At 61.3% G+C, this 16261-nt stretch carries 17 protein-coding genes; 12 read left to right on the forward strand and 5 right to left on the reverse strand.

Annotated elements, in window-relative coordinates:
• Positions 1-4: 4 nt before the first annotated feature.
• The 11 genes from NKH52_RS06930 (at position 5) to NKH52_RS06980 (ending at position 10578) form a co-directional block, all read left to right on the forward strand.
• Positions 5-775 (forward strand): ABC transporter permease, encoded by a 771-nt coding sequence (locus tag NKH52_RS06930; protein WP_352728467.1) that lies wholly within the window; start codon positions 5-7, stop codon positions 773-775.
• 644 nt (positions 776-1419) lie between these two features.
• Positions 1420-2124, forward strand: a complete 705-nt coding sequence (locus NKH52_RS06935) for a heme-binding protein (RefSeq protein ID WP_352728465.1) — start codon at positions 1420-1422, stop codon at positions 2122-2124.
• The gene (locus tag NKH52_RS06940) at positions 2121-4001 is read left to right on the forward strand and encodes a methanol/ethanol family PQQ-dependent dehydrogenase (protein WP_352728463.1); all 1881 of its coding nucleotides are present in this window, start codon (positions 2121-2123) and stop codon (positions 3999-4001) included. Before NKH52_RS06935 ends, NKH52_RS06940 begins: the two co-directional genes overlap by 4 nt.
• Positions 3982-4851 (forward strand): substrate-binding domain-containing protein, encoded by an 870-nt coding sequence (locus NKH52_RS06945; protein ID WP_352728461.1) that lies wholly within the window; start codon positions 3982-3984, stop codon positions 4849-4851. The genes NKH52_RS06940 and NKH52_RS06945 overlap by 20 nt, the downstream gene beginning before the upstream one ends.
• Complete coding sequence (locus tag NKH52_RS06950) at positions 4848-5381, forward strand: c-type cytochrome (protein ID WP_352728460.1); 534 nt, start codon at positions 4848-4850, stop codon at positions 5379-5381. The genes NKH52_RS06945 and NKH52_RS06950 overlap by 4 nt, the downstream gene beginning before the upstream one ends.
• Before the next feature lie 14 nt (positions 5382-5395).
• Positions 5396-6391, forward strand: coding sequence for a cytochrome c oxidase subunit II (coxB, locus tag NKH52_RS06955; RefSeq protein ID WP_352728832.1), 996 nt, complete (start codon positions 5396-5398; stop codon positions 6389-6391).
• Complete coding sequence (gene ctaD / locus NKH52_RS06960; RefSeq protein WP_352728458.1) at positions 6388-8361, forward strand: cytochrome c oxidase subunit I; 1974 nt, start codon at positions 6388-6390, stop codon at positions 8359-8361. The genes coxB and ctaD overlap by 4 nt, the downstream gene beginning before the upstream one ends.
• Positions 8358-8963 (forward strand): cytochrome c oxidase subunit 3, encoded by a 606-nt coding sequence (locus tag NKH52_RS06965; protein WP_352728457.1) that lies wholly within the window; start codon positions 8358-8360, stop codon positions 8961-8963. The genes ctaD and NKH52_RS06965 overlap by 4 nt, the downstream gene beginning before the upstream one ends.
• Before the next feature lies 1 nt (position 8964).
• Positions 8965-9306, forward strand: a complete 342-nt coding sequence (locus NKH52_RS06970; protein ID WP_127296109.1) for a hypothetical protein — start codon at positions 8965-8967, stop codon at positions 9304-9306.
• On the forward strand, positions 9303-10181 hold the full coding sequence (locus tag NKH52_RS06975; protein ID WP_127296108.1) for a cytochrome c oxidase assembly protein: 879 nt from the start codon (positions 9303-9305) through the stop codon (positions 10179-10181). Before NKH52_RS06970 ends, NKH52_RS06975 begins: the two co-directional genes overlap by 4 nt.
• The gene (locus NKH52_RS06980) at positions 10162-10578 is read left to right on the forward strand and encodes a c-type cytochrome (protein WP_352552145.1); all 417 of its coding nucleotides are present in this window, start codon (positions 10162-10164) and stop codon (positions 10576-10578) included. Before NKH52_RS06975 ends, NKH52_RS06980 begins: the two co-directional genes overlap by 20 nt.
• An 80-nt stretch (positions 10579-10658) precedes the next feature.
• On the opposite strand, the gene NKH52_RS06985 is transcribed toward NKH52_RS06980, so the two are convergent.
• From NKH52_RS06985 to NKH52_RS07005, 5 genes are all read right to left on the reverse strand, one after another.
• Entirely contained in the window at positions 10659-11498 is an 840-nt protein-coding gene (locus tag NKH52_RS06985; RefSeq protein WP_352728454.1) for a hypothetical protein, read from the reverse strand.
• Entirely contained in the window at positions 11495-11887 is a 393-nt protein-coding gene (locus NKH52_RS06990) for a phage holin family protein (RefSeq protein WP_352728452.1), read from the reverse strand. The genes NKH52_RS06985 and NKH52_RS06990 overlap by 4 nt, the downstream gene beginning before the upstream one ends.
• Positions 11884-12492 carry a hypothetical protein gene (locus NKH52_RS06995; RefSeq protein ID WP_352728450.1) on the reverse strand — a complete coding sequence of 203 codons (609 nt, stop codon included), beginning with the start codon at positions 12490-12492 and terminating at the stop codon, positions 11884-11886. The genes NKH52_RS06990 and NKH52_RS06995 overlap by 4 nt, the downstream gene beginning before the upstream one ends.
• 301 nt (positions 12493-12793) lie before the next feature.
• Complete coding sequence (locus NKH52_RS07000; protein WP_352552153.1) at positions 12794-13639, reverse strand: manganese catalase family protein; 846 nt, start codon at positions 13637-13639, stop codon at positions 12794-12796.
• Positions 13640-13811: 172 nt separating this feature from the next.
• Positions 13812-14729 carry a glycoside hydrolase family protein gene (locus tag NKH52_RS07005; RefSeq protein WP_352442897.1) on the reverse strand — a complete coding sequence of 306 codons (918 nt, stop codon included), beginning with the start codon at positions 14727-14729 and terminating at the stop codon, positions 13812-13814.
• Positions 14730-15088: 359 nt separating this feature from the next.
• Here NKH52_RS07005 and NKH52_RS07010 point away from each other — a divergent pair, with 359 nt between their 5' ends.
• Entirely contained in the window at positions 15089-16261 is a 1173-nt protein-coding gene (locus NKH52_RS07010; RefSeq protein ID WP_352728448.1) for a glycosyltransferase, read from the forward strand.

Genomic DNA, 16261 nt, shown 5'->3' on the forward strand with positions numbered 1-16261 from the left:
CACGATGGAACTCATCCAACTCGCGGTTCCGGTTTTGCTCAAAGGCCTGGGGATGACGGCGATATTGACGGCCGTTTCGGTGCTGATCGGCTTCAATCTTGGTCTGGGATTGGCGCTGATGCGGCTATCGTCGAACCGCTTCCTGTCGGGCTTCGCCAAATATTACTCCAATGTCTTTCGTGGGACGCCGCTACTGGTGCAGATTTTTCTCTTCTATTACGGGCTCGGCCAGCTTTCCCTGATCAAGGACAACGCGGTTTTGTGGTGGTTGATTAGTGACGGCGCGCGCTGCGCCGTGCTGGCGCTTGCGCTGAACACCGCAGCCTACACGTCCGAGATCCTGCGCGGCGGATTGATGTCGGTTCCGATTGGCTTCGTCGAAGCTGCCCAGGCGTGCGGCATGTCGCGCATGCTGCGGTTCCGGCGCATCGAGTTTCCGCTCGCCATCCGCCAGGCGCTGCCAGCCTATGGCAATGAGCTCATCCTCGTCGTCAAGGGGACCAGCCTTGCCTCGACGATCACGGTGCTCGAGATCACCGGCTACGCCAAGCGGCTGATGAGCCAAACCTTCGCGATCTTCGAAATCTTTGCCATTGCCGGCGTGCTCTACCTCGTGATCAATCTGCTGCTGATTGCGATCATCCGCGCCATAGAGCGTTTTCTCATGCGCCACGAGGCCTCCTCTGGCCGACATTTGACCGGGCCGCAACCAAATCGGCCATCAGCGCTGATCAAATGGAGAGCAACCGCGCCGTTGTCGAAAAAATCCTGGTAATCGAAATCGAGGCCGTCATTGCCCGACGAGCCGGGGTTGACGCCATAGCTCAAGACCCCTCAAGCGCATCAGCGCAGCGTTGCAAAAGGTCAAGCTGCGTTGCGGACCTCGGGTCTGCCGTTCGTTCTCCTCCGTCACGGCTGGTATACGGAGAACCACACGCCTTCCGTGATCCCTGACCTCTCTGGGCAGCATGATCCCGACCGCGATCATTTCCACTAAATTCAATGCTTTATGAGGAAAGCCGGTGGTACCGTTGGATGGGATCAGTTCACCAATCAAGTAACTGTTTTTATTACGTTTTCTTCCTGCCGGGTGTTGTTTGTATCACAATACGTATCACAGCAGGTAGCACAATCTCGGCCGCGGATATTCCGCCGGCGACACGGACAGACGGCAACTTGCATCGGCGTACGAGGGGCTGCGCAATTTTTTGCAGAAGCAGGAACATAGCTGCATCGCCCAAGTTAAATACCGACGGCATTGGATCACGGATTCATTCTCGTATTTTCCGGTCTGCCAGAGTGCTCCGGGATTCTTTGACGCTCGAACGAATGGGCAGGACAATGTATCGCTGTCAGCTTTTGCTATCAGCCTTTGGTCTGGTGTTATTGACGGGTGGCCTGTTCCCAAAGGGCCAGGCCATGGCACAGGCGCCCTGCCCGGCCGACCACGATAAGCTGCTCGCTGTCCTCAAGGCCAATGTGAAAGCAAGCGGCGGACCTGCCAACGGTGGCTTTGAGACCAACGAATGGGCCGCTATCGTCGCCCGCGACGGCGCCGTATGCGCGATCGCTTTCAGCGGTCCCACCGCCGATTCGCAATGGCCAGGCAGTCGCCTCGTCGCGGCAGAGAAGGCCAACACGGCCAATGGACTCAGCCTGGCGCAGATGGCCCTATCGACGGCCAATCTCTACGCGGGGGCGCAGCCGGGCGGGCCGCTTTTCGGCTTGCAGGAGACCAATCCGGTCAACCAGGCCGCGGCCTATGCGGGCGATCCCAAAGCGTTCGGAAGCGCCAGCGATCCCCTCGTCGGCAAGCCGATTGGAGGCGTCGTTGTGTTTGGCGGCGGGCTTGCCCTCTATGACGGCAAGAGCATCGTCGGAGGCATCGGAGTCTCCGGAGATTCCTCATGCGCCGATCACAATGTCGCCTGGCGTGTTCGCGCGGCGCTCGGCCTCGACAAGGTTCCAGCCGGGGTCAATCCCAGTCGCAAGGACGCCATCGTCTACGATCTCGATCCCGGGGGCAAAAGCGCATCGGGCTGGGGCCATCCGCTTTGTGCCGGCACCGAGGCTGACATCGCGGCGGAGCTCGGCGCCGGCGTGGGAGGCTCGATCCACAAATGAAAGGCATGCTGCACCCGGCACCGGCGCGCGTTGACGCAGGACGAGGCGCCCGCGCATTGGCGATCTGGAATTCTTTTCGCACCTGCATACTCTCGGTGATGCTGCTGGCATGCGGCCCATTCCTGAGCGGTGCCTCGGAGCCCCCATCGGCAGCGGCTATTGCGCCGCCCGCCGCCGCAGCGCCACCCGACGACGGGCAATGGACGATGCCAGCCAAGAACTACGCGTCGACCCGCTTCAGCGACCTGACCGAGATCAACGAAGGCAATGTCAAGAACCTGCAGGTCGCCTTTACCTTCTCGACCGGTGTGAACAAGGGCCAGGAAGCAGCGCCGCTGGTCGTCGGCAACATCATGTACATCGTCACGCCCTTTCCCAACATCGTCTACGCACTTGACCTCTCCAGGCCGGGTGCGCCGATGAAATGGAAGTACGAGCCCAACCCCGAGCCGGCGGCACAAGGAGTGGCTTGCTGCGATGTAGTCAACCGCGGCGCGGCCTTCGCCGACGGCCGCATCTTCTTCAACACGCTGGACGGCCATACGATCGCGCTCGATGCCAATACGGGCAAGCCGATCTGGAACACTCATATCGGCAACATCAACATCGGCGAGACCATTACCATGGCGCCGCTGGTGGTGAAGGGCAAAGTTCTGGTCGGCAATTCCGGCGGCGAAATGGGCGTCCGCGGCTGGGTCAAGGCGCTCGATGCGGAAGACGGACATGTTGTCTGGACGGCTTATGGCACAGGGCCCGACAAGGATGTGCTGATCGGACCGGACTTCAAGCCCCACTACGACATGGACAAGGGCAAGGACCTCGGCGTGACGACATGGCCGCCGGAAGCCTGGAAGATCGGCGGCGGCAACATGTGGGGCTGGATCTCCTACGATCCGGACTTGAACCTGATCTTCCACGGCACAGGTAATCCAGGACCGTGGAATCCGGATTTGCGGCCAGGCGACAACAAATGGACGTCCGGTATTTTTGCGCGAGACGCCGATACCGGAGCGGCGAAGTGGTTCTATCAGTGGAGCCCGCATGACCTCCATGACTATGACGGCATCAACGAGCAGATCCTTCTGGACATGACCTGGCAAGGCAAGCCGCGCAAGGTCCTGGTCCGACCGGAACGCAACGGCTATCTCTATATCCTCGATCGAACCACCGGCGAGGTGCTGTCGGCCACAGCCTATGGCCCGGTCAATTCCAGCAAGGGCGTCGATCTGAAGACCGGCCGGCTGATTGCAAACCCCGACAAGAGAACCGGCACCGGCAAGGTGGTCCGAGACATTTGCCCGACAGCGTCCGGCCTCAAGGACTGGCAACCATCGGCCTTTTCGCCGAAGACCGGCCTGCTCTACATCCCCCACAACAATCTCTGCATGGACGAAGAAGGCGTCGAGGTAAACTACATCGCAGGCACACCCTATGTCGGCATGAACGTACGCATGATCCCCGGGCCGGGGGGCAATCGGGGTGCCTTCACCGCCTGGGATGTTGCCGCGGCCAAGCCGGCCTGGGTCCTGAAGGAGAACTTTCCGGTGTGGAGCGGCACCGTCGTCACTGCCGGGGATGTGGTCTTTTACGGCACCATGGAAGGCTGGTTCAAGGCGGTCAGCGCCAGGACTGGCGATCTGCTTTGGCAGTTCAAGACATCGTCCGGCATCATCGGCCAGCCGATCACCTATCGCGGCCCCGATGGGCACCAATATGTCGCAATTCTGTCGGGCGTCGGTGGCTGGGCCGGCGCCATCGTTTCGGGCGACCTCGACCCACGCGATGCCACGGCGGCACTTGGCTTCGTCAACGCGATGAAGGATCTGAAGAACGCTACCACGGCGGGAGGCACGCTTTATGTGTTCCGGCTTCCTTGATGGATTGGACTTGACCGTCCGTCCGACGCGCAAGGCGTTCCAACGGGTGGCGATCGGCATGGCCGGGCTCGCCTTATTGCTCTTGCCGGCTATTGCCAATGCACGTGAGTTGAGAGTGTGCGCCGACCCGAACAACATGCCGTTTTCCAACGCGGCCGGTCAAGGCTTCGAGAACAGGATCGCGGAAATTATCGCCACTGATCTCGGCGCCAAGCTGACGTATACTTGGTGGGCGCAGCGCCGTGGCTTCATCCGCAACACGCTGAAGGCAGGCCTTTGCGATCTCATGCCCGGCACGCCTGCCAATCTCGAAATGCTGCGCACCACCACGCCTTACTACCGTTCGTCCTATGTCTTCGTGACCCGCCAGGACGGCCCGGACGTGGCCTCATTCAACGACCCGCGGTTGCGAGAATTGCGCATCGGTGTTCAGCTCATCGGCGACGATGGCGCCAACTCGCCGCCTGTCCAAGCGCTTGGCCGCCGCGGCATCGTCGGACATCTGATCGGCTATCCCGTCTATGGCGACTACTCCGCTCCCAACCCTCCGGCGCGCATCGTCGAAGCTGTCGCGAACGGTGAGATTGATCTTGCCGTGGTCTGGGGTCCGCTCGCCGGCTATTTCGCCCAGAGGCAAAAGGTGTCGCTCCGGATCACGCCGGTCACGCCTCGCATCGACGGACCGCAACTGCCGCTGATGTACGACATCTCAATGGGTGTTCGGCGCGAGGACGATGCGCTGCGTGGCGATGTGAATAGCGCGCTTGCCAGACACAAGGCCGAGATCGACGCGGTTCTGGCGCAATACGGCGTACCGCGTCTGGACATGGCCGGGAGTCCGGCGCGATGAGGCAGGCTCTGGCGATGTTGCTACCCTTGACGCTGGCCCTGGTCGCCTGCCAGCGTGAGGAGCGCGATACCCGGCCACAATCGGCGCTCGGCTCAGGCGAACAGCCGACACCGGTGACCGCGCTTGAGCCCGGCGGCCAGCGGCCTTCCCCCAGTGACAACAAGGCGGCGAGCTTCGAGGCGAACGCCTTTCACCTTAGCGAGGGCAAGCGCCTGTTCGGCTGGTTCAACTGCTCGGGCTGTCACGCCAATGGCGGTGGCGGCATGGGTCCGGCGCTGATGGACGAAAAGTGGCTTTACGGCAGCTCGATCGAAAGCATCCATGCCACCATCCGCGACGGGCGACCAAACGGGATGCCGAGCTTCCGCCAGACGATACCCGACGACCAAATCTGGGAACTTGCGGCCTTCGTACGCGCACTGAGCGGCAACGCGCCCTCCTCCGCCGCGCCGCAGCGCAACGACGATATGATGGTGCACCCGTCTGAAAACCGCCTGCCGGATGCCGCGACGCTGGGAAAGTCGCCGTGAGACGGCTCGCCTTCATGGCGCTTGTCCCCTTCTGTGTCCTGCTTCTGCAGGGATGCGCAGGCTGGCAATCGGCGCTGGACCCGAAAGGCCCCGCAGCCGGCGAGTTGGCCTGGCTGATCTGGTTCTTCACCGCGCTTTGCGCGGTTGTGTGGGTGCTGGTGATGATCGCGCTCGCAGCACCGCTGGTCATGCGATCGCGTCCCGGCGATGAACCCCTCTTACTCAACGCAGGGGCCGAACGCCGCAAGATGCGCGTGGTTGTCACCGCTGTCGGGCTGACCGCCATAATCCTGATCGGACTTACGCTGCTGAGCTTTTTCGCCAACAGGACGCTTGCCGCCATTGGCTCGGACGCCGCGCTGACAATCAGGGTAACCGGGCATCAGTGGTGGTGGGAGGTGCGTTACGAGAATGCTACGCCGAGCCGCATCCTGACGACGGCGAATGAGGTCCACATCCCCGCCGGCGAGCCGGTGAGGCTTCTTTTGACCTCGACGGATGTGATCCATTCGTTCTGGATTCCAAGCTTGGCCGGTAAGCTCGACCTTATACCGGGTCACATGAACGTGCTGGACATCAAGGCGGACAAGCCGGGCGTCTACCGTGGTCAATGCGCTGAATTCTGCGGCGCGCAGCATGCCAATATGGGCACCTTCATCATCGCTGAGCCGCGTTCGAAATTCGATGCCTGGCTGAACGACCAGTTGCAGCCGGCCGGCGCGCCGGCTAGCGGCGAGGCCAAGGCCGGCGCGGACCTGTTCCTCAAGGGCCCCTGCGTGATGTGCCATAGGATCGGGGGGACGCCGGCCGGCGGAACGGTGGCTCCCGATCTCACCCACATAGCAAGCCGGAAAACATTGGCGGCCGGAACGCTGACGATGAGCCGCGGCAATCTCGCCGCCTGGATAGCCGACCCGCAAGGCATCAAGCCGGGTTCCCACATGCCAGTGGCAGATCTCAATGGCGACGAGCTCAACGCAATTGTGGCTTATCTCGAGGGACTGAAATGAGCAGCGCCGATATCACAGGCGACCGCCACATCCCGGAACTGGATACCGCCTCCAAGGGCGACCTCGCTCCCGAACGCGACGGACCCCGGGATACGGGAATGGATGATGCCAGTCTGCATCGCTGGCTCGAACGCACTTGGCGGACGCCGTCCGGTATCTTTGGAGCGCTGTCTAGCGTCGATCACAAGGTGATCGCACGACGCTATTTGATCACCGCATTTGTTTTCCTGTGTCTTGGCGGCCTCAACGCTGTGGCCATGCGTATCCAGCTCTCGGGACCGCAACGCGGCCTGATTGGGCCGGACCTCTACAACCAGCTGTTCACGATGCACGGCGTTACGATGATGTTTCTGTTCGCCGTGCCTATCGTGCAGGCGACTGGCATTTATCTGGTACCGCTGATGGTCGGCACCCGCAACATCGCGTTTCCGCGCCTGAACGCGTTCAGCTACTGGATCTACGTCTCGGGCGGCGCTTTTGCCTGGGTGTCCTTCGCCCTCAACATGGCCCCTGATGTCGGTTGGTTCGCTTACGTGCCGCTGTCCGGCCCCGAATTCGCACCGGGCAAGCGCGCCGACGTCTGGGCGCAGATGATCACGTATACGGAAGTGTCGTCATTGGCCGTGGCGGTGGCGACCATCGTCACCGTGTTCAAGCAGCGAGCCCCCGGCATGTCGCTGGACAAGATCCCGCTCTATGTCTGGGCGATGCTGGTCACTTCCTTCGTCGTCGTCTTTGCGATGCCGGCGGTGATGATCACCTCGACCTTCCTGATCCTGGACCGGCTAGTCGGCACACATATCTTCAACCCGGCTGAGGGTGGGGATGCCCTGCTGTTCCAACATCTCTTCTGGTTCTTCGGCCATCCGGAGGTTTACATCATCTTCCTACCGGCGACGGGCATGGTCTCTTCGATCATCCCGGCTTTCGCCAGGCGACCGACATTCGGCCATCTCGGGCTTGTCCTGTCACTCTTCGCTGTCGGCCTCCTGTCGTTCGGGCTCTGGGTCCATCACATGTTCGCCACCGGATTGCCGAAGCTCGGCGCAAGCTTCTTCACCGCGTCCAGCATGATGATCGCCATTCCGAACGGCGTGCAGATCTTCTGCTGGCTGGCAACATTATGGGATGGCAGACCGGTGATCCGGACCCCATTGCTGTTTGTCTTCGGCTTCTTCTTCATCTTCGTCATCGGCGGGCTGACCGGCGTCATGCTCGCCTCTGTGCCATTGGATCTTCAGGTGCACGACACCTATTTCGTCGTCGCGCATTTCCATTACGTGCTGATCGGCGGCTCGGTGTTCCCGCTGCTTGGCGCTGCTTATTTCTGGTTCCCGAAGATCAGCGGCCGCATGATGAGCGAACGCCTTGGGCGTTGGCATTTCTGGCTGGCCTTCATCGGGTTTAATGCGAGCTTTTTCCCGATGCATCTCGTCGGCCTATGGGGCATGCCACGACGGGTCTACACCTATCCGGCCGAGCTTGGCTGGGGCAACATCAACCTTTTCATCTCGGCCGGGGCGCTGCTCTTCTTCCTGAGCTTTGTGCTGTTCACCTTCAACCTTGTGCATGGCGCGTTGAAAGGCACCTCGGCCGGCAACAATCCGTGGGACGCAGGAACCTTGGAGTGGGCAACATCCTCGCCGCCGCCGAGCTATAATTTCGCACGCATTCCCATCGTCACCCATATCGAGCCGCTCTGGGCCGAGCGCGAGGCGCTCCCTGTAGGGACCGGGCTCCGCGTCGATGCGCGCGAGCTCCTCATCTCCACCGTGGCGGAAGCTCATCCCGACATTCGTGAGAAATCGGCCACACCGTCGATCTGGCCTCTTTTCGCGGCGCTCGCCGTCGGTGGTACGTTTCTCTATTCGATTTTCACGCCTTGGGCCATCGTCTGGGGCGCCGCGCCGATCGCCATCACGTTGATCGGTTGGTTCTGGCCGAAGGGCGATCCGGAGGACCAGGAATGAAGCATCGAGTTGCCGCCGATCTTTCAGGACTGCCGACCTTCGGGCATGGTCCGCACAGCCCCACCTGGTGGGGCACGCTGGGCTTCATGGCGCTCGAAGGCACAGGTTTCGCGCTGGCGGCAGGCGCATATCTCTACCTTGCGCTGTCATGGCCAGCATGGCCGCTCAGCGCACCGCAGCCGAACCATTGGCCCGGAACGATCGTCACGATTTTGTTTGTCGTCAGCCTTGTGCCCAACCACATCCTCCACCGCTATGCCAAGCAATGCTCCATGGTACCGGTGCGGATCGGCCTGGTGGTCATGTCGCTGCTCGGCATCGCTCCGCTCGTCGTGCGCTGGTTCGAATTCCCCGCCCTCAACATCTATTGGGACACCAACGCCTATGGATCGATGCTCTGGGTGCTGCTTGGCCTGCACACCACGCACCTCATAACCGATGTCGGCGACACCATCGTGCTGATGGTGCTGATGTTCACGCGCCACGGCTATAGCGGCCGGCGCTTCGGCGATGTCGGCGACAATGTCTTCTACTGGGATTTCGTGGTCCTGACCTGGATCCCGATCTATGTGCTCATCTATTGGGCGCCGAGGCTAGGCTGACATGCGAGCGTTGCGGTTTGGAACGTCTTGGGGTGGTCTTCTGTCAGGTCCGCTGGCCTGGGCGGTCTCGACACAGCTGAATTATGCGCTGGTGCCTTGGCAATGCAATCGCCAGGTGCCGGTCGTGCTTCCCGTGGCGCTGCTGCTCGTCTTGTTGTCGCTGCTCGGCGGGGCGCTGTCGTGGCGGGCGAAGCGGCGAGGCGGTGCCGCATTCAAGCCGGAGCGTACGCGCGGCACAGAGCGCTTCGTCGCCAACCTCGGAATGTTGTCGGCGTTGCTGTTTGCGCTTGTGATCCTCATGCAAGGCAGCGCGGCGCTGATCCTGGATGAGTGCCTGCGATGAACCTGGACGCGCTGTTCTCTACTTCCATCTGCTACGGCGCCGGCGCACCCGAGGCCGGGTGGACGCTCGCGCTGCCCATTACGCTGCCGCTTGCCGTCCTCGGACTCGCCTATGTCGTGGGCGCGAGCCGGCTTTGGCGGCGCAGCAGCCGCGGCAGGACTTTGCGGCTGCGCCAGGCTCTGCTGTTCACGGCCGGATGGGGCGTGTTGACAGCCGCATTGGTCAGCCCGATTCATGCGCTCGGCGAGCAGGTATTTGCGGCGCATATGATCGAGCATGAACTTCTGATGGCCGTGGCGGCGCCGCTGTTGGTCTCTGCCTGCCCGGCTGCGGCGTTGATGTGGGGCCTGCCCACCCGGTTCCGGCGCATTCTGGGAATTGCCGGGCACGCCAATTGGCTGAAGGCAGTCTGGGCTTACGCAACGCGGCCGATCAGCGCGACCATTATCCACGGCATAGCCATATGGATCTGGCACATTCCGGTGTTATTCGAAGCCGCGCTCGAACGCGGCGTGCTGCACTATGCACAGCACGCGAGCTTCTTCGGAACAGGGCTGCTGTTCTGGTGGGTGCTCTTGCCGCGTCCCGGCCGCCAGCATGCCTATGGGAGCGCAGTGATGCACCTCTTCATCACCTCGCTGCATACCGGTCTGCTCGGCGTTCTCCTGTTGCTCTCGCCACGGCTCTGGTACCCGGAGAACGCCGAGGGAGCGGCACTGTGGAATTTGAGTCCCCTGGAAGACCAGCAGCTTGCCGGGCTGGTCATGTGGGTTCCAGCTGGACTGATCTATGGCGGCGTAGCGCTGCTGCTGGCCGCGCTGTGGATCAAGGCGAGCGGAAGCAGGGAGGCGGCGCATGCGTACGAGCTTGTCTAAACTGCTTGCCGCCGTCAGCGCCGCGCTGGTGCTGCTCGTCGCGGCCGTGGCCGGAATGACCTGGTGGTCCGATCGGGCCGCACGCGTCCGCCACGAGGCGGAGGCGGCCACGGGCGGTGACACTGCGAGGGCCTTGCCGATCATGACGGCGAACGGCTGTTCCGGCTGCCATACGATTGCGGGCGTGCCGGGCGCGCAAGGGCAGGTCGGCCCTCGCCTGGATGCCAGTCTTGCTGACCGCGTTTTTATCGGCGGCGGGCTAGCCAACAATCCAGAGAACCTGATCCGCTGGATACGATCGGCAAGGGAAGTCAATCCGCACACGGCCATGCCATCGACACGGATCACGGAGCAGCAGGCGCGCGATATCGCGGCCTACCTCTATGCTCTGAAATGACTCGAGCGGTTCACCGTTCGACGGACAACGCCGACCCCTTTCTGGAGGAGACCGACTATCGTTGATCTAGGATTATCAAGCTAGGTTTGGCGCTGAGACGGATCGGAAATCCGCTCCCGCACGGCACGCTCGGTCTTGTCTGCTGTGGACTTCACAATCTCGCCGAGCTGATCGGCCATCGTGCCTGCTTCCATATGTTGCCGGCCAGCTTCCTGCTTGATGGTCTCATAGGCATCGGCGGCGACCTGCTTGGCCTCATCGAGACCCCTGTCGAGCATGGTTTCGGCGGTGTCGCGAAGCTTGTCCCCATAGGCGCCTAGTTGCTCATCCTCCGTTGCCGTATGGGGCAGCATTGCACCTATAGCGGCACCGATGGCGAGACCGACGGCCGCTACGGCCAAGGGTTGGTCTTCCAACAGATATTGGGCGGAGCGGCTGGCTTTCGCCGCCATGTCACCAGTCGTCGAGCTTGCACTGGCAGCGCTTCCCGTCAGACCCGCCGCAGCGGCTCTTGCGGTGCTCGATATGGTATCGCCGACGCTGGTAGCGCTCGATGAGAGCGATTCCGCGGCATCGGAGAGCGTGCCGCTGAAGCCGCCGCGCTCACCTTCATCATGCCGTCCCGGCGCTGGAGGCAACGGGTAGCCAGCCGAACCGTGGGCCGTGTTTGAGGTACCGCTGCCGAACATCAGCCAAGCCAGACCCGCGCCCACCATGGTGACCGGCAAAGGATTGTCTCGGACCTGCGTTCTGAGATTGCTGAGCATGGCCGAGCTCTCTCCTCCCGAGAACAGCCCGGTGAACTCATCCAGCAATTGTCCCGGCGTCATCTTGCCTCGAATCGATTCGGCGGTGTCCATCACCCGGGCGCGAGCCGCCTCGGCCTCGCGTTCAAGTTCGGCTGCGGATTTCTCTTTCATCTCACCTGTTCCTTAATCACGCTCGCGTCGCGCTTGAGCTGTTCCTGGGTCCGGTCGGGGGTAAGTTCCGAAGGCGCCATGCTGGCCATCCCGGTCCGCAGCAGGATGACGCCGAGGACCGCCACGACCACACCGACCAGCAGAGAAGACCACCCCGCGCCAAGCCCTGCCCGCGTCAGTGCCATAACGAGTGCCTGCAGCAACACCAATAGCGCGGCGAGGAGGCAAATCGCACCGCCCAGCACTTCCGCGGCACCTGCTCCGGCTTTGGTAAGCTTTTCAGAGAGCTCGGCCCGAAACAGCCTCGCCTCGGTTTGCACCAGAGTGGTGACATTCTGGGCCAAGTCGGTGATCAGCCCGGCAAGGCTGGGATTGTCCTGGGTGTTCATCTCTCCTGCTCCGCCTTCTGCATAGCCCCGTCATCGCCGACGAGGCCAAAATCCTGCGAACGATCAGCGGACCAACCCTGTGGCTGACCGGTGTGTGATTTGAGGTCTCCCGGAGCAGCCTGAGATTCCGGCCTTGCCGGCGGAGAAGCCTTGATGAACCGCCCGAGCGCCAAACCGGCCAACACGGATCCCGCAAGCAGGACACCGGGATTTTGCCGGCCAAAGGACTGCACCTCCTCAAGGACCTGGCCGAACGGTTTTTGTTTCAAGGACGATGAAAGCCGCTCAAGCCCACCGGCAGCATCCAAAGCGAACTTCGATGCGTTCCTTTCATCGTTGTTGGCCAGGTGATCGCTGGCCGCGCGCAGTGCACCGCCCAACGCCGCCAGGCTCGATCCGATGTCGCGTTGCGCCTCCTCCGCCTTGTCGGCGATGACCTCCTTGGCTTCAGATGCATAGTCGCCAGCCTTGCGGGTCACCGCATCACGCGCGTCGTGAAGCAACTCGCTGGCACGTTCCTCTTCCTGGCGAAGCCTGTCGGAAACTTCGCTTTTCGTCTTGTCGAAATCGGTGGGCTGTCCGCCCTGATCGTTCTCATGCTGCATGGGCCACCTAGTGAAAACCGAAGAAGGAGAGGACCGCGAGCACGACAACGATAAGGCCGATAAGATAGATGACACTGTTCATGTGCACGTCCTCCGTGGCTGCCCAACTTCGAGGAACCTGCGATGTTCCCTTAGGTGAAAGCATTTATGATCAGGCTGAAACGGAGAGCTCGTCAGGCACGCAACAGTCGCCAATGAGTTGCGCTGTCCCTCGAACGGAGCGCTCGGTACGACCGGGTGCGCGGGAGCCGCAAGCAGGAGACAGCCGAGTGCCGGCTGTCTCCGGTATTGCTATCTCTGCTTATTCGGCGGCCCGCCTGTCGATCATCTGCTCGCTCTGGGCGCCGGAACTTGGCCGTGGCGGCGAAAGCATGGGCTCCTCGCCCATTGGTGCGCCGGCGACCAGGGAGAACTCTCCCTTGCCGTCCATCGAGGGTCCATCGCTCCAACGTCCCCGCGCTGGTTCGACACCTTCGACGAAGCAATTGATGAAGGCATAGGATACGTCCTGATGCTCCTTCTCCTGCGGGAAGGAGTTGGGGACCGGCAGAGACGCGTTCAGTCCACCCATGTCTTCGATGGCCGCGAGCCACTGCTGTTGGTGCATGGTGTCGCGCGCAATGAGGAAGGACAGCATGTCCTTCATGCCGGGATCGTTGGTCATGTTGTACAGGCGGGTAGCCAGTACGCGGCCGCTTCCTTCCGCGGTGACGTTTGCGACCATATCCGCGGCAAGATTGCCGCTGGCATAGACATGCGAAGCATTGAAGGGAACGCCGTTGGCGTTTTCAGGCAGTGCGGCCAGGCCGGTCGACAAGATATGGCGGAAGTTCATCCCGTTGAGGACCGAGCCGCCGACCGTGTCCGACGAGATGTCCTCCTGCAGCGAAAGTGGTGCACCCTCTAGATTGAGGGCGACCGCAGTCGCCAGCATTTCGATATGGCCGAGTTCCTCGGTCGCCGTGTTCAACAACAGGTCGCGGTATTTGGCCGGTCCGCGGCATCCCCATGCCTGGAAGAAATACTGCAAGGCGACGCGGATCTCGCCTTCTACTCCACCTATGGCCTGCTGCAACGCGCGGGCAAAGACTGGATTCGGCGTTTCCACACGAACCGGGTACTGCAATTTCTTGTCGGTGTAATACATGGCTGACTCCTGGTTTGAAGTCAGCCGAACCTCAGCTCGGACGCATTGTTCCGTAGGAGGAACGTTTAATTCCGGCAGGCTTCCCGACGGAACGTCTCGAGCTACGGAAGCTCATTGCGCAATGCGAGCCGTCCAGTCGGTCTACGCCGTGGGTGCCCATTGGCACCGGGGATCATGCGACCTTGGAAAACAGGGCGACGTCGCATCTGGCCAGGCCGTAGCGCCACCGATGATCGGTCGTGGCGACCCGGCTTTGGTAAAACAACGATAGTTGGCTGCCTTCGATCATCACCGTCGAGTGGCCGTTCTCTCCCGGCTGGCCTGGCTCCAGCACCGGGCCGATCGATACGTAAGGTCCAGCAACGTCATCAGCGATAGCGAAGAACACGCGTTGCCGGTTCCCCCGAAGTCCATTCGGCAGAAAACAAGTGGCATTGAGAAGCACCCGACCGTCCGGCAACTCGACCAGCTGTGCGCCTTCTATGCCCCATTCATAGTCGGGATCCTCTCTCGTATTATGGTGAGGGACATCATTATGGTCGAGGATCTTGCCGATCCGCTTCCAGGGACCGAACCACGAGTCGGATTGGCTCCGTGCGAGGTAGATGTCGGGTTGCGGCACCCTGGTGAATTTTGGCATCGCGGAATAGACGAGGTAGCGCTTGCCGCCAATAACTGCGGGATGCGGATCGTAAATGCCGTCCTCCTCGGTGTCCGGGATGGCAAGGATCGCCGGGCTGAGAACCACCCACTGGAATCCGTCATTGGAAACCGCGTGCTCGCACCGGCCGCCAGACTTCATGAACTCGGTCTGGATGAACATATGAAAGACGCCGCTTTCGTGGATGACACCGGGAGCCGCAACACCACTCCCGTTAATAGGAAGTTCGATCGGCGGATGCTCGGTCCACGGTCCATAGAGATCGGGCGCCGTGGCATGAAGGATCCTCCACGTCTCGGTGGTCACCGTGCCACTTGAGCCGAAGACGTGCCACAGACTGCCATCGAAGACAGGGCACGGATCTTTGAGATCATCCACGCTTTGCGGATGAAACAGCGGAAAAACATTGGTCGCAAAGTCGATCTTCATATCAGCCCCGGAATCTTGCCCTGCCAAAACCGAATCGCCAGTCATGTAGGCGAATCAACGTGATGTTCTGCACATTTTATAGCCGACAAGTTCAACGCAAATACGGCAATGCCGTTTTCCACCAGCATTCCCCAGTCGCCCCGCGCCTCAAAGCCCGCCGACACACGACAGCCGCTCCCGACCCAGCGAGCGGATCTCGTTTCGTCTATCGAGCGGCGACTGAAGGCGCTCCATTTCACCTTGGAACAACTCACCTCGTTGAAAGTTAGGAGACGGGAACGAAGTTTAGTTCTCTCCCGTCCGCGATTAACAAATGTTAATCGGAACATAAACGACAGACTAAAGGAAGGAAATCTTCAATGGAAGCAGCCTTGGGTGGGGCAGTCGCCAGTAACCGCGCTGGCAGGGAAAATCTACTGGTTTGCTTCTCCCACTTGCGGTGGAATTTCGTTCATCAACGCCCGCAACATATCCTCAGTCTCGCCTCCATGCAGCAGAGAGTGGTCTACTTCGAAGAGCCTGTTTTCGAAGACCTGCCACAGCCGCTGATGCGGACGAGCGAGGCAGCGCCAAGCATTCTAATTGTGACGCCAGTGCTTCCGCTCGGCGTGTCGGCCGCGAAAGCAGATGCCGTCCAGCGGAGATTTGTCCAGCAGATCATAGCTTCAATGCCGCACAGCCGGTTGATTGCTTGGTACTACACGCCGATGGCTCTGCGCTTCACCGAGCACCTCGACCCAGACATATGCATCTATGACTGCATGGACGAACTCTCCGCATTCAAGAATGCGCCGCCCGAGCTGGGGCAGATGGAAAAGGCCCTGCTGCGCCGCGCCGATCTCGTTTTCACCGGAGGCCTAAGCCTGTTCGAGACCAAGCGTCACCTGCACCACGCGATCTTCCCTTTTCCTAGCAGCATCGATGTGAAGCACTTTCACACTGCGAGACGCCCAGGAAAGGAGCCAACCGACCAGGCCGGCATTCCTCATCCGAGGGTCGGATATTTCGGAGTTATCGACGAGCGGCTGGACGTCGAGCTCGTAGCGCAGGCGGCGGAGACTATGTCGGACGTGCATTTCGTGATGCTTGGGCCGGTCGTCAAGATCGACCCCGCAACCTTGCCCAGAGCCGAAAACCTGCATTGGTTGGGCGCGAAGGCCTACTGCGACCTGCCCCACTATCTGCGCCATTGGGATGCCGGTTGGATGCCGTTTGCACTCAACGAAGCGACCCGCTTCATCAGTCCGACCAAGACGCCAGAATTCCTGGCGGCCGGCCTGCCGGTGATCTCGACGGCAATCGTTGACGTTGTGCGCAGCTACGGCGCTGCTGGACTGGTGGAAATCGCCGACAGTGACGATCTGGAAATCAAGCTGCGCTCCATTCTATTGCGACCTCGTGAGACGTTCCTGCCGCAAGTCGACGCCTATCTTGCGGACATGTCTTGGCAAAAGACATGGAGTGGCATGACCGCTCACATCGAGCGTGCCTATCGAGGTAAGAAGGTCATCCCTCTCCGCAGGAGTGCATAG

The sequence above is a fragment of the Mesorhizobium sp. M1066 genome, assembly GCF_040318635.1.
Taxonomy (GTDB): domain Bacteria; phylum Pseudomonadota; class Alphaproteobacteria; order Rhizobiales; family Rhizobiaceae; genus Mesorhizobium.

What these genes read in the sequence shown, in the direction of transcription:
- NKH52_RS06950 (WP_352728460.1), top strand. Translation starts at nt 4,848, where the DNA reads ATGAGGCAGGCTCTGGCGATGTTGCTACCCTTGACGCTGGCCCTGGTC.
- NKH52_RS07010 (WP_352728448.1), top strand. Translation starts at nt 15,089, where the DNA reads ATGGAAGCAGCCTTGGGTGGGGCAGTCGCCAGTAACCGCGCTGGCAGG.
- ctaD (WP_352728458.1), top strand. Translation starts at nt 6,388, where the DNA reads ATGAGCAGCGCCGATATCACAGGCGACCGCCACATCCCGGAACTGGAT.
- NKH52_RS06965 (WP_352728457.1), top strand. Translation starts at nt 8,358, where the DNA reads ATGAAGCATCGAGTTGCCGCCGATCTTTCAGGACTGCCGACCTTCGGG.
- coxB (WP_352728832.1), top strand. Translation starts at nt 5,396, where the DNA reads ATGGCGCTTGTCCCCTTCTGTGTCCTGCTTCTGCAGGGATGCGCAGGC.
- NKH52_RS06970 (WP_127296109.1), top strand. Translation starts at nt 8,965, where the DNA reads ATGCGAGCGTTGCGGTTTGGAACGTCTTGGGGTGGTCTTCTGTCAGGT.
- NKH52_RS06990 (WP_352728452.1), bottom strand. Translation starts at nt 11,887, where the DNA reads ATGAACACCCAGGACAATCCCAGCCTTGCCGGGCTGATCACCGACTTG.
- NKH52_RS06945 (WP_352728461.1), top strand. Translation starts at nt 3,982, where the DNA reads ATGTGTTCCGGCTTCCTTGATGGATTGGACTTGACCGTCCGTCCGACG.
- NKH52_RS06940 (WP_352728463.1), top strand. Translation starts at nt 2,121, where the DNA reads ATGAAAGGCATGCTGCACCCGGCACCGGCGCGCGTTGACGCAGGACGA.
- NKH52_RS06975 (WP_127296108.1), top strand. Translation starts at nt 9,303, where the DNA reads ATGAACCTGGACGCGCTGTTCTCTACTTCCATCTGCTACGGCGCCGGC.
- NKH52_RS06995 (WP_352728450.1), bottom strand. Translation starts at nt 12,492, where the DNA reads ATGCAGCATGAGAACGATCAGGGCGGACAGCCCACCGATTTCGACAAG.
- NKH52_RS07005 (WP_352442897.1), bottom strand. Translation starts at nt 14,729, where the DNA reads ATGAAGATCGACTTTGCGACCAATGTTTTTCCGCTGTTTCATCCGCAA.
- NKH52_RS07000 (WP_352552153.1), bottom strand. Translation starts at nt 13,639, where the DNA reads ATGTATTACACCGACAAGAAATTGCAGTACCCGGTTCGTGTGGAAACG.
- NKH52_RS06935 (WP_352728465.1), top strand. Translation starts at nt 1,420, where the DNA reads ATGGCACAGGCGCCCTGCCCGGCCGACCACGATAAGCTGCTCGCTGTC.
- NKH52_RS06985 (WP_352728454.1), bottom strand. Translation starts at nt 11,498, where the DNA reads ATGAAAGAGAAATCCGCAGCCGAACTTGAACGCGAGGCCGAGGCGGCT.
- NKH52_RS06980 (WP_352552145.1), top strand. Translation starts at nt 10,162, where the DNA reads ATGCGTACGAGCTTGTCTAAACTGCTTGCCGCCGTCAGCGCCGCGCTG.
- NKH52_RS06930 (WP_352728467.1), top strand. Translation starts at nt 5, where the DNA reads ATGGAACTCATCCAACTCGCGGTTCCGGTTTTGCTCAAAGGCCTGGGG.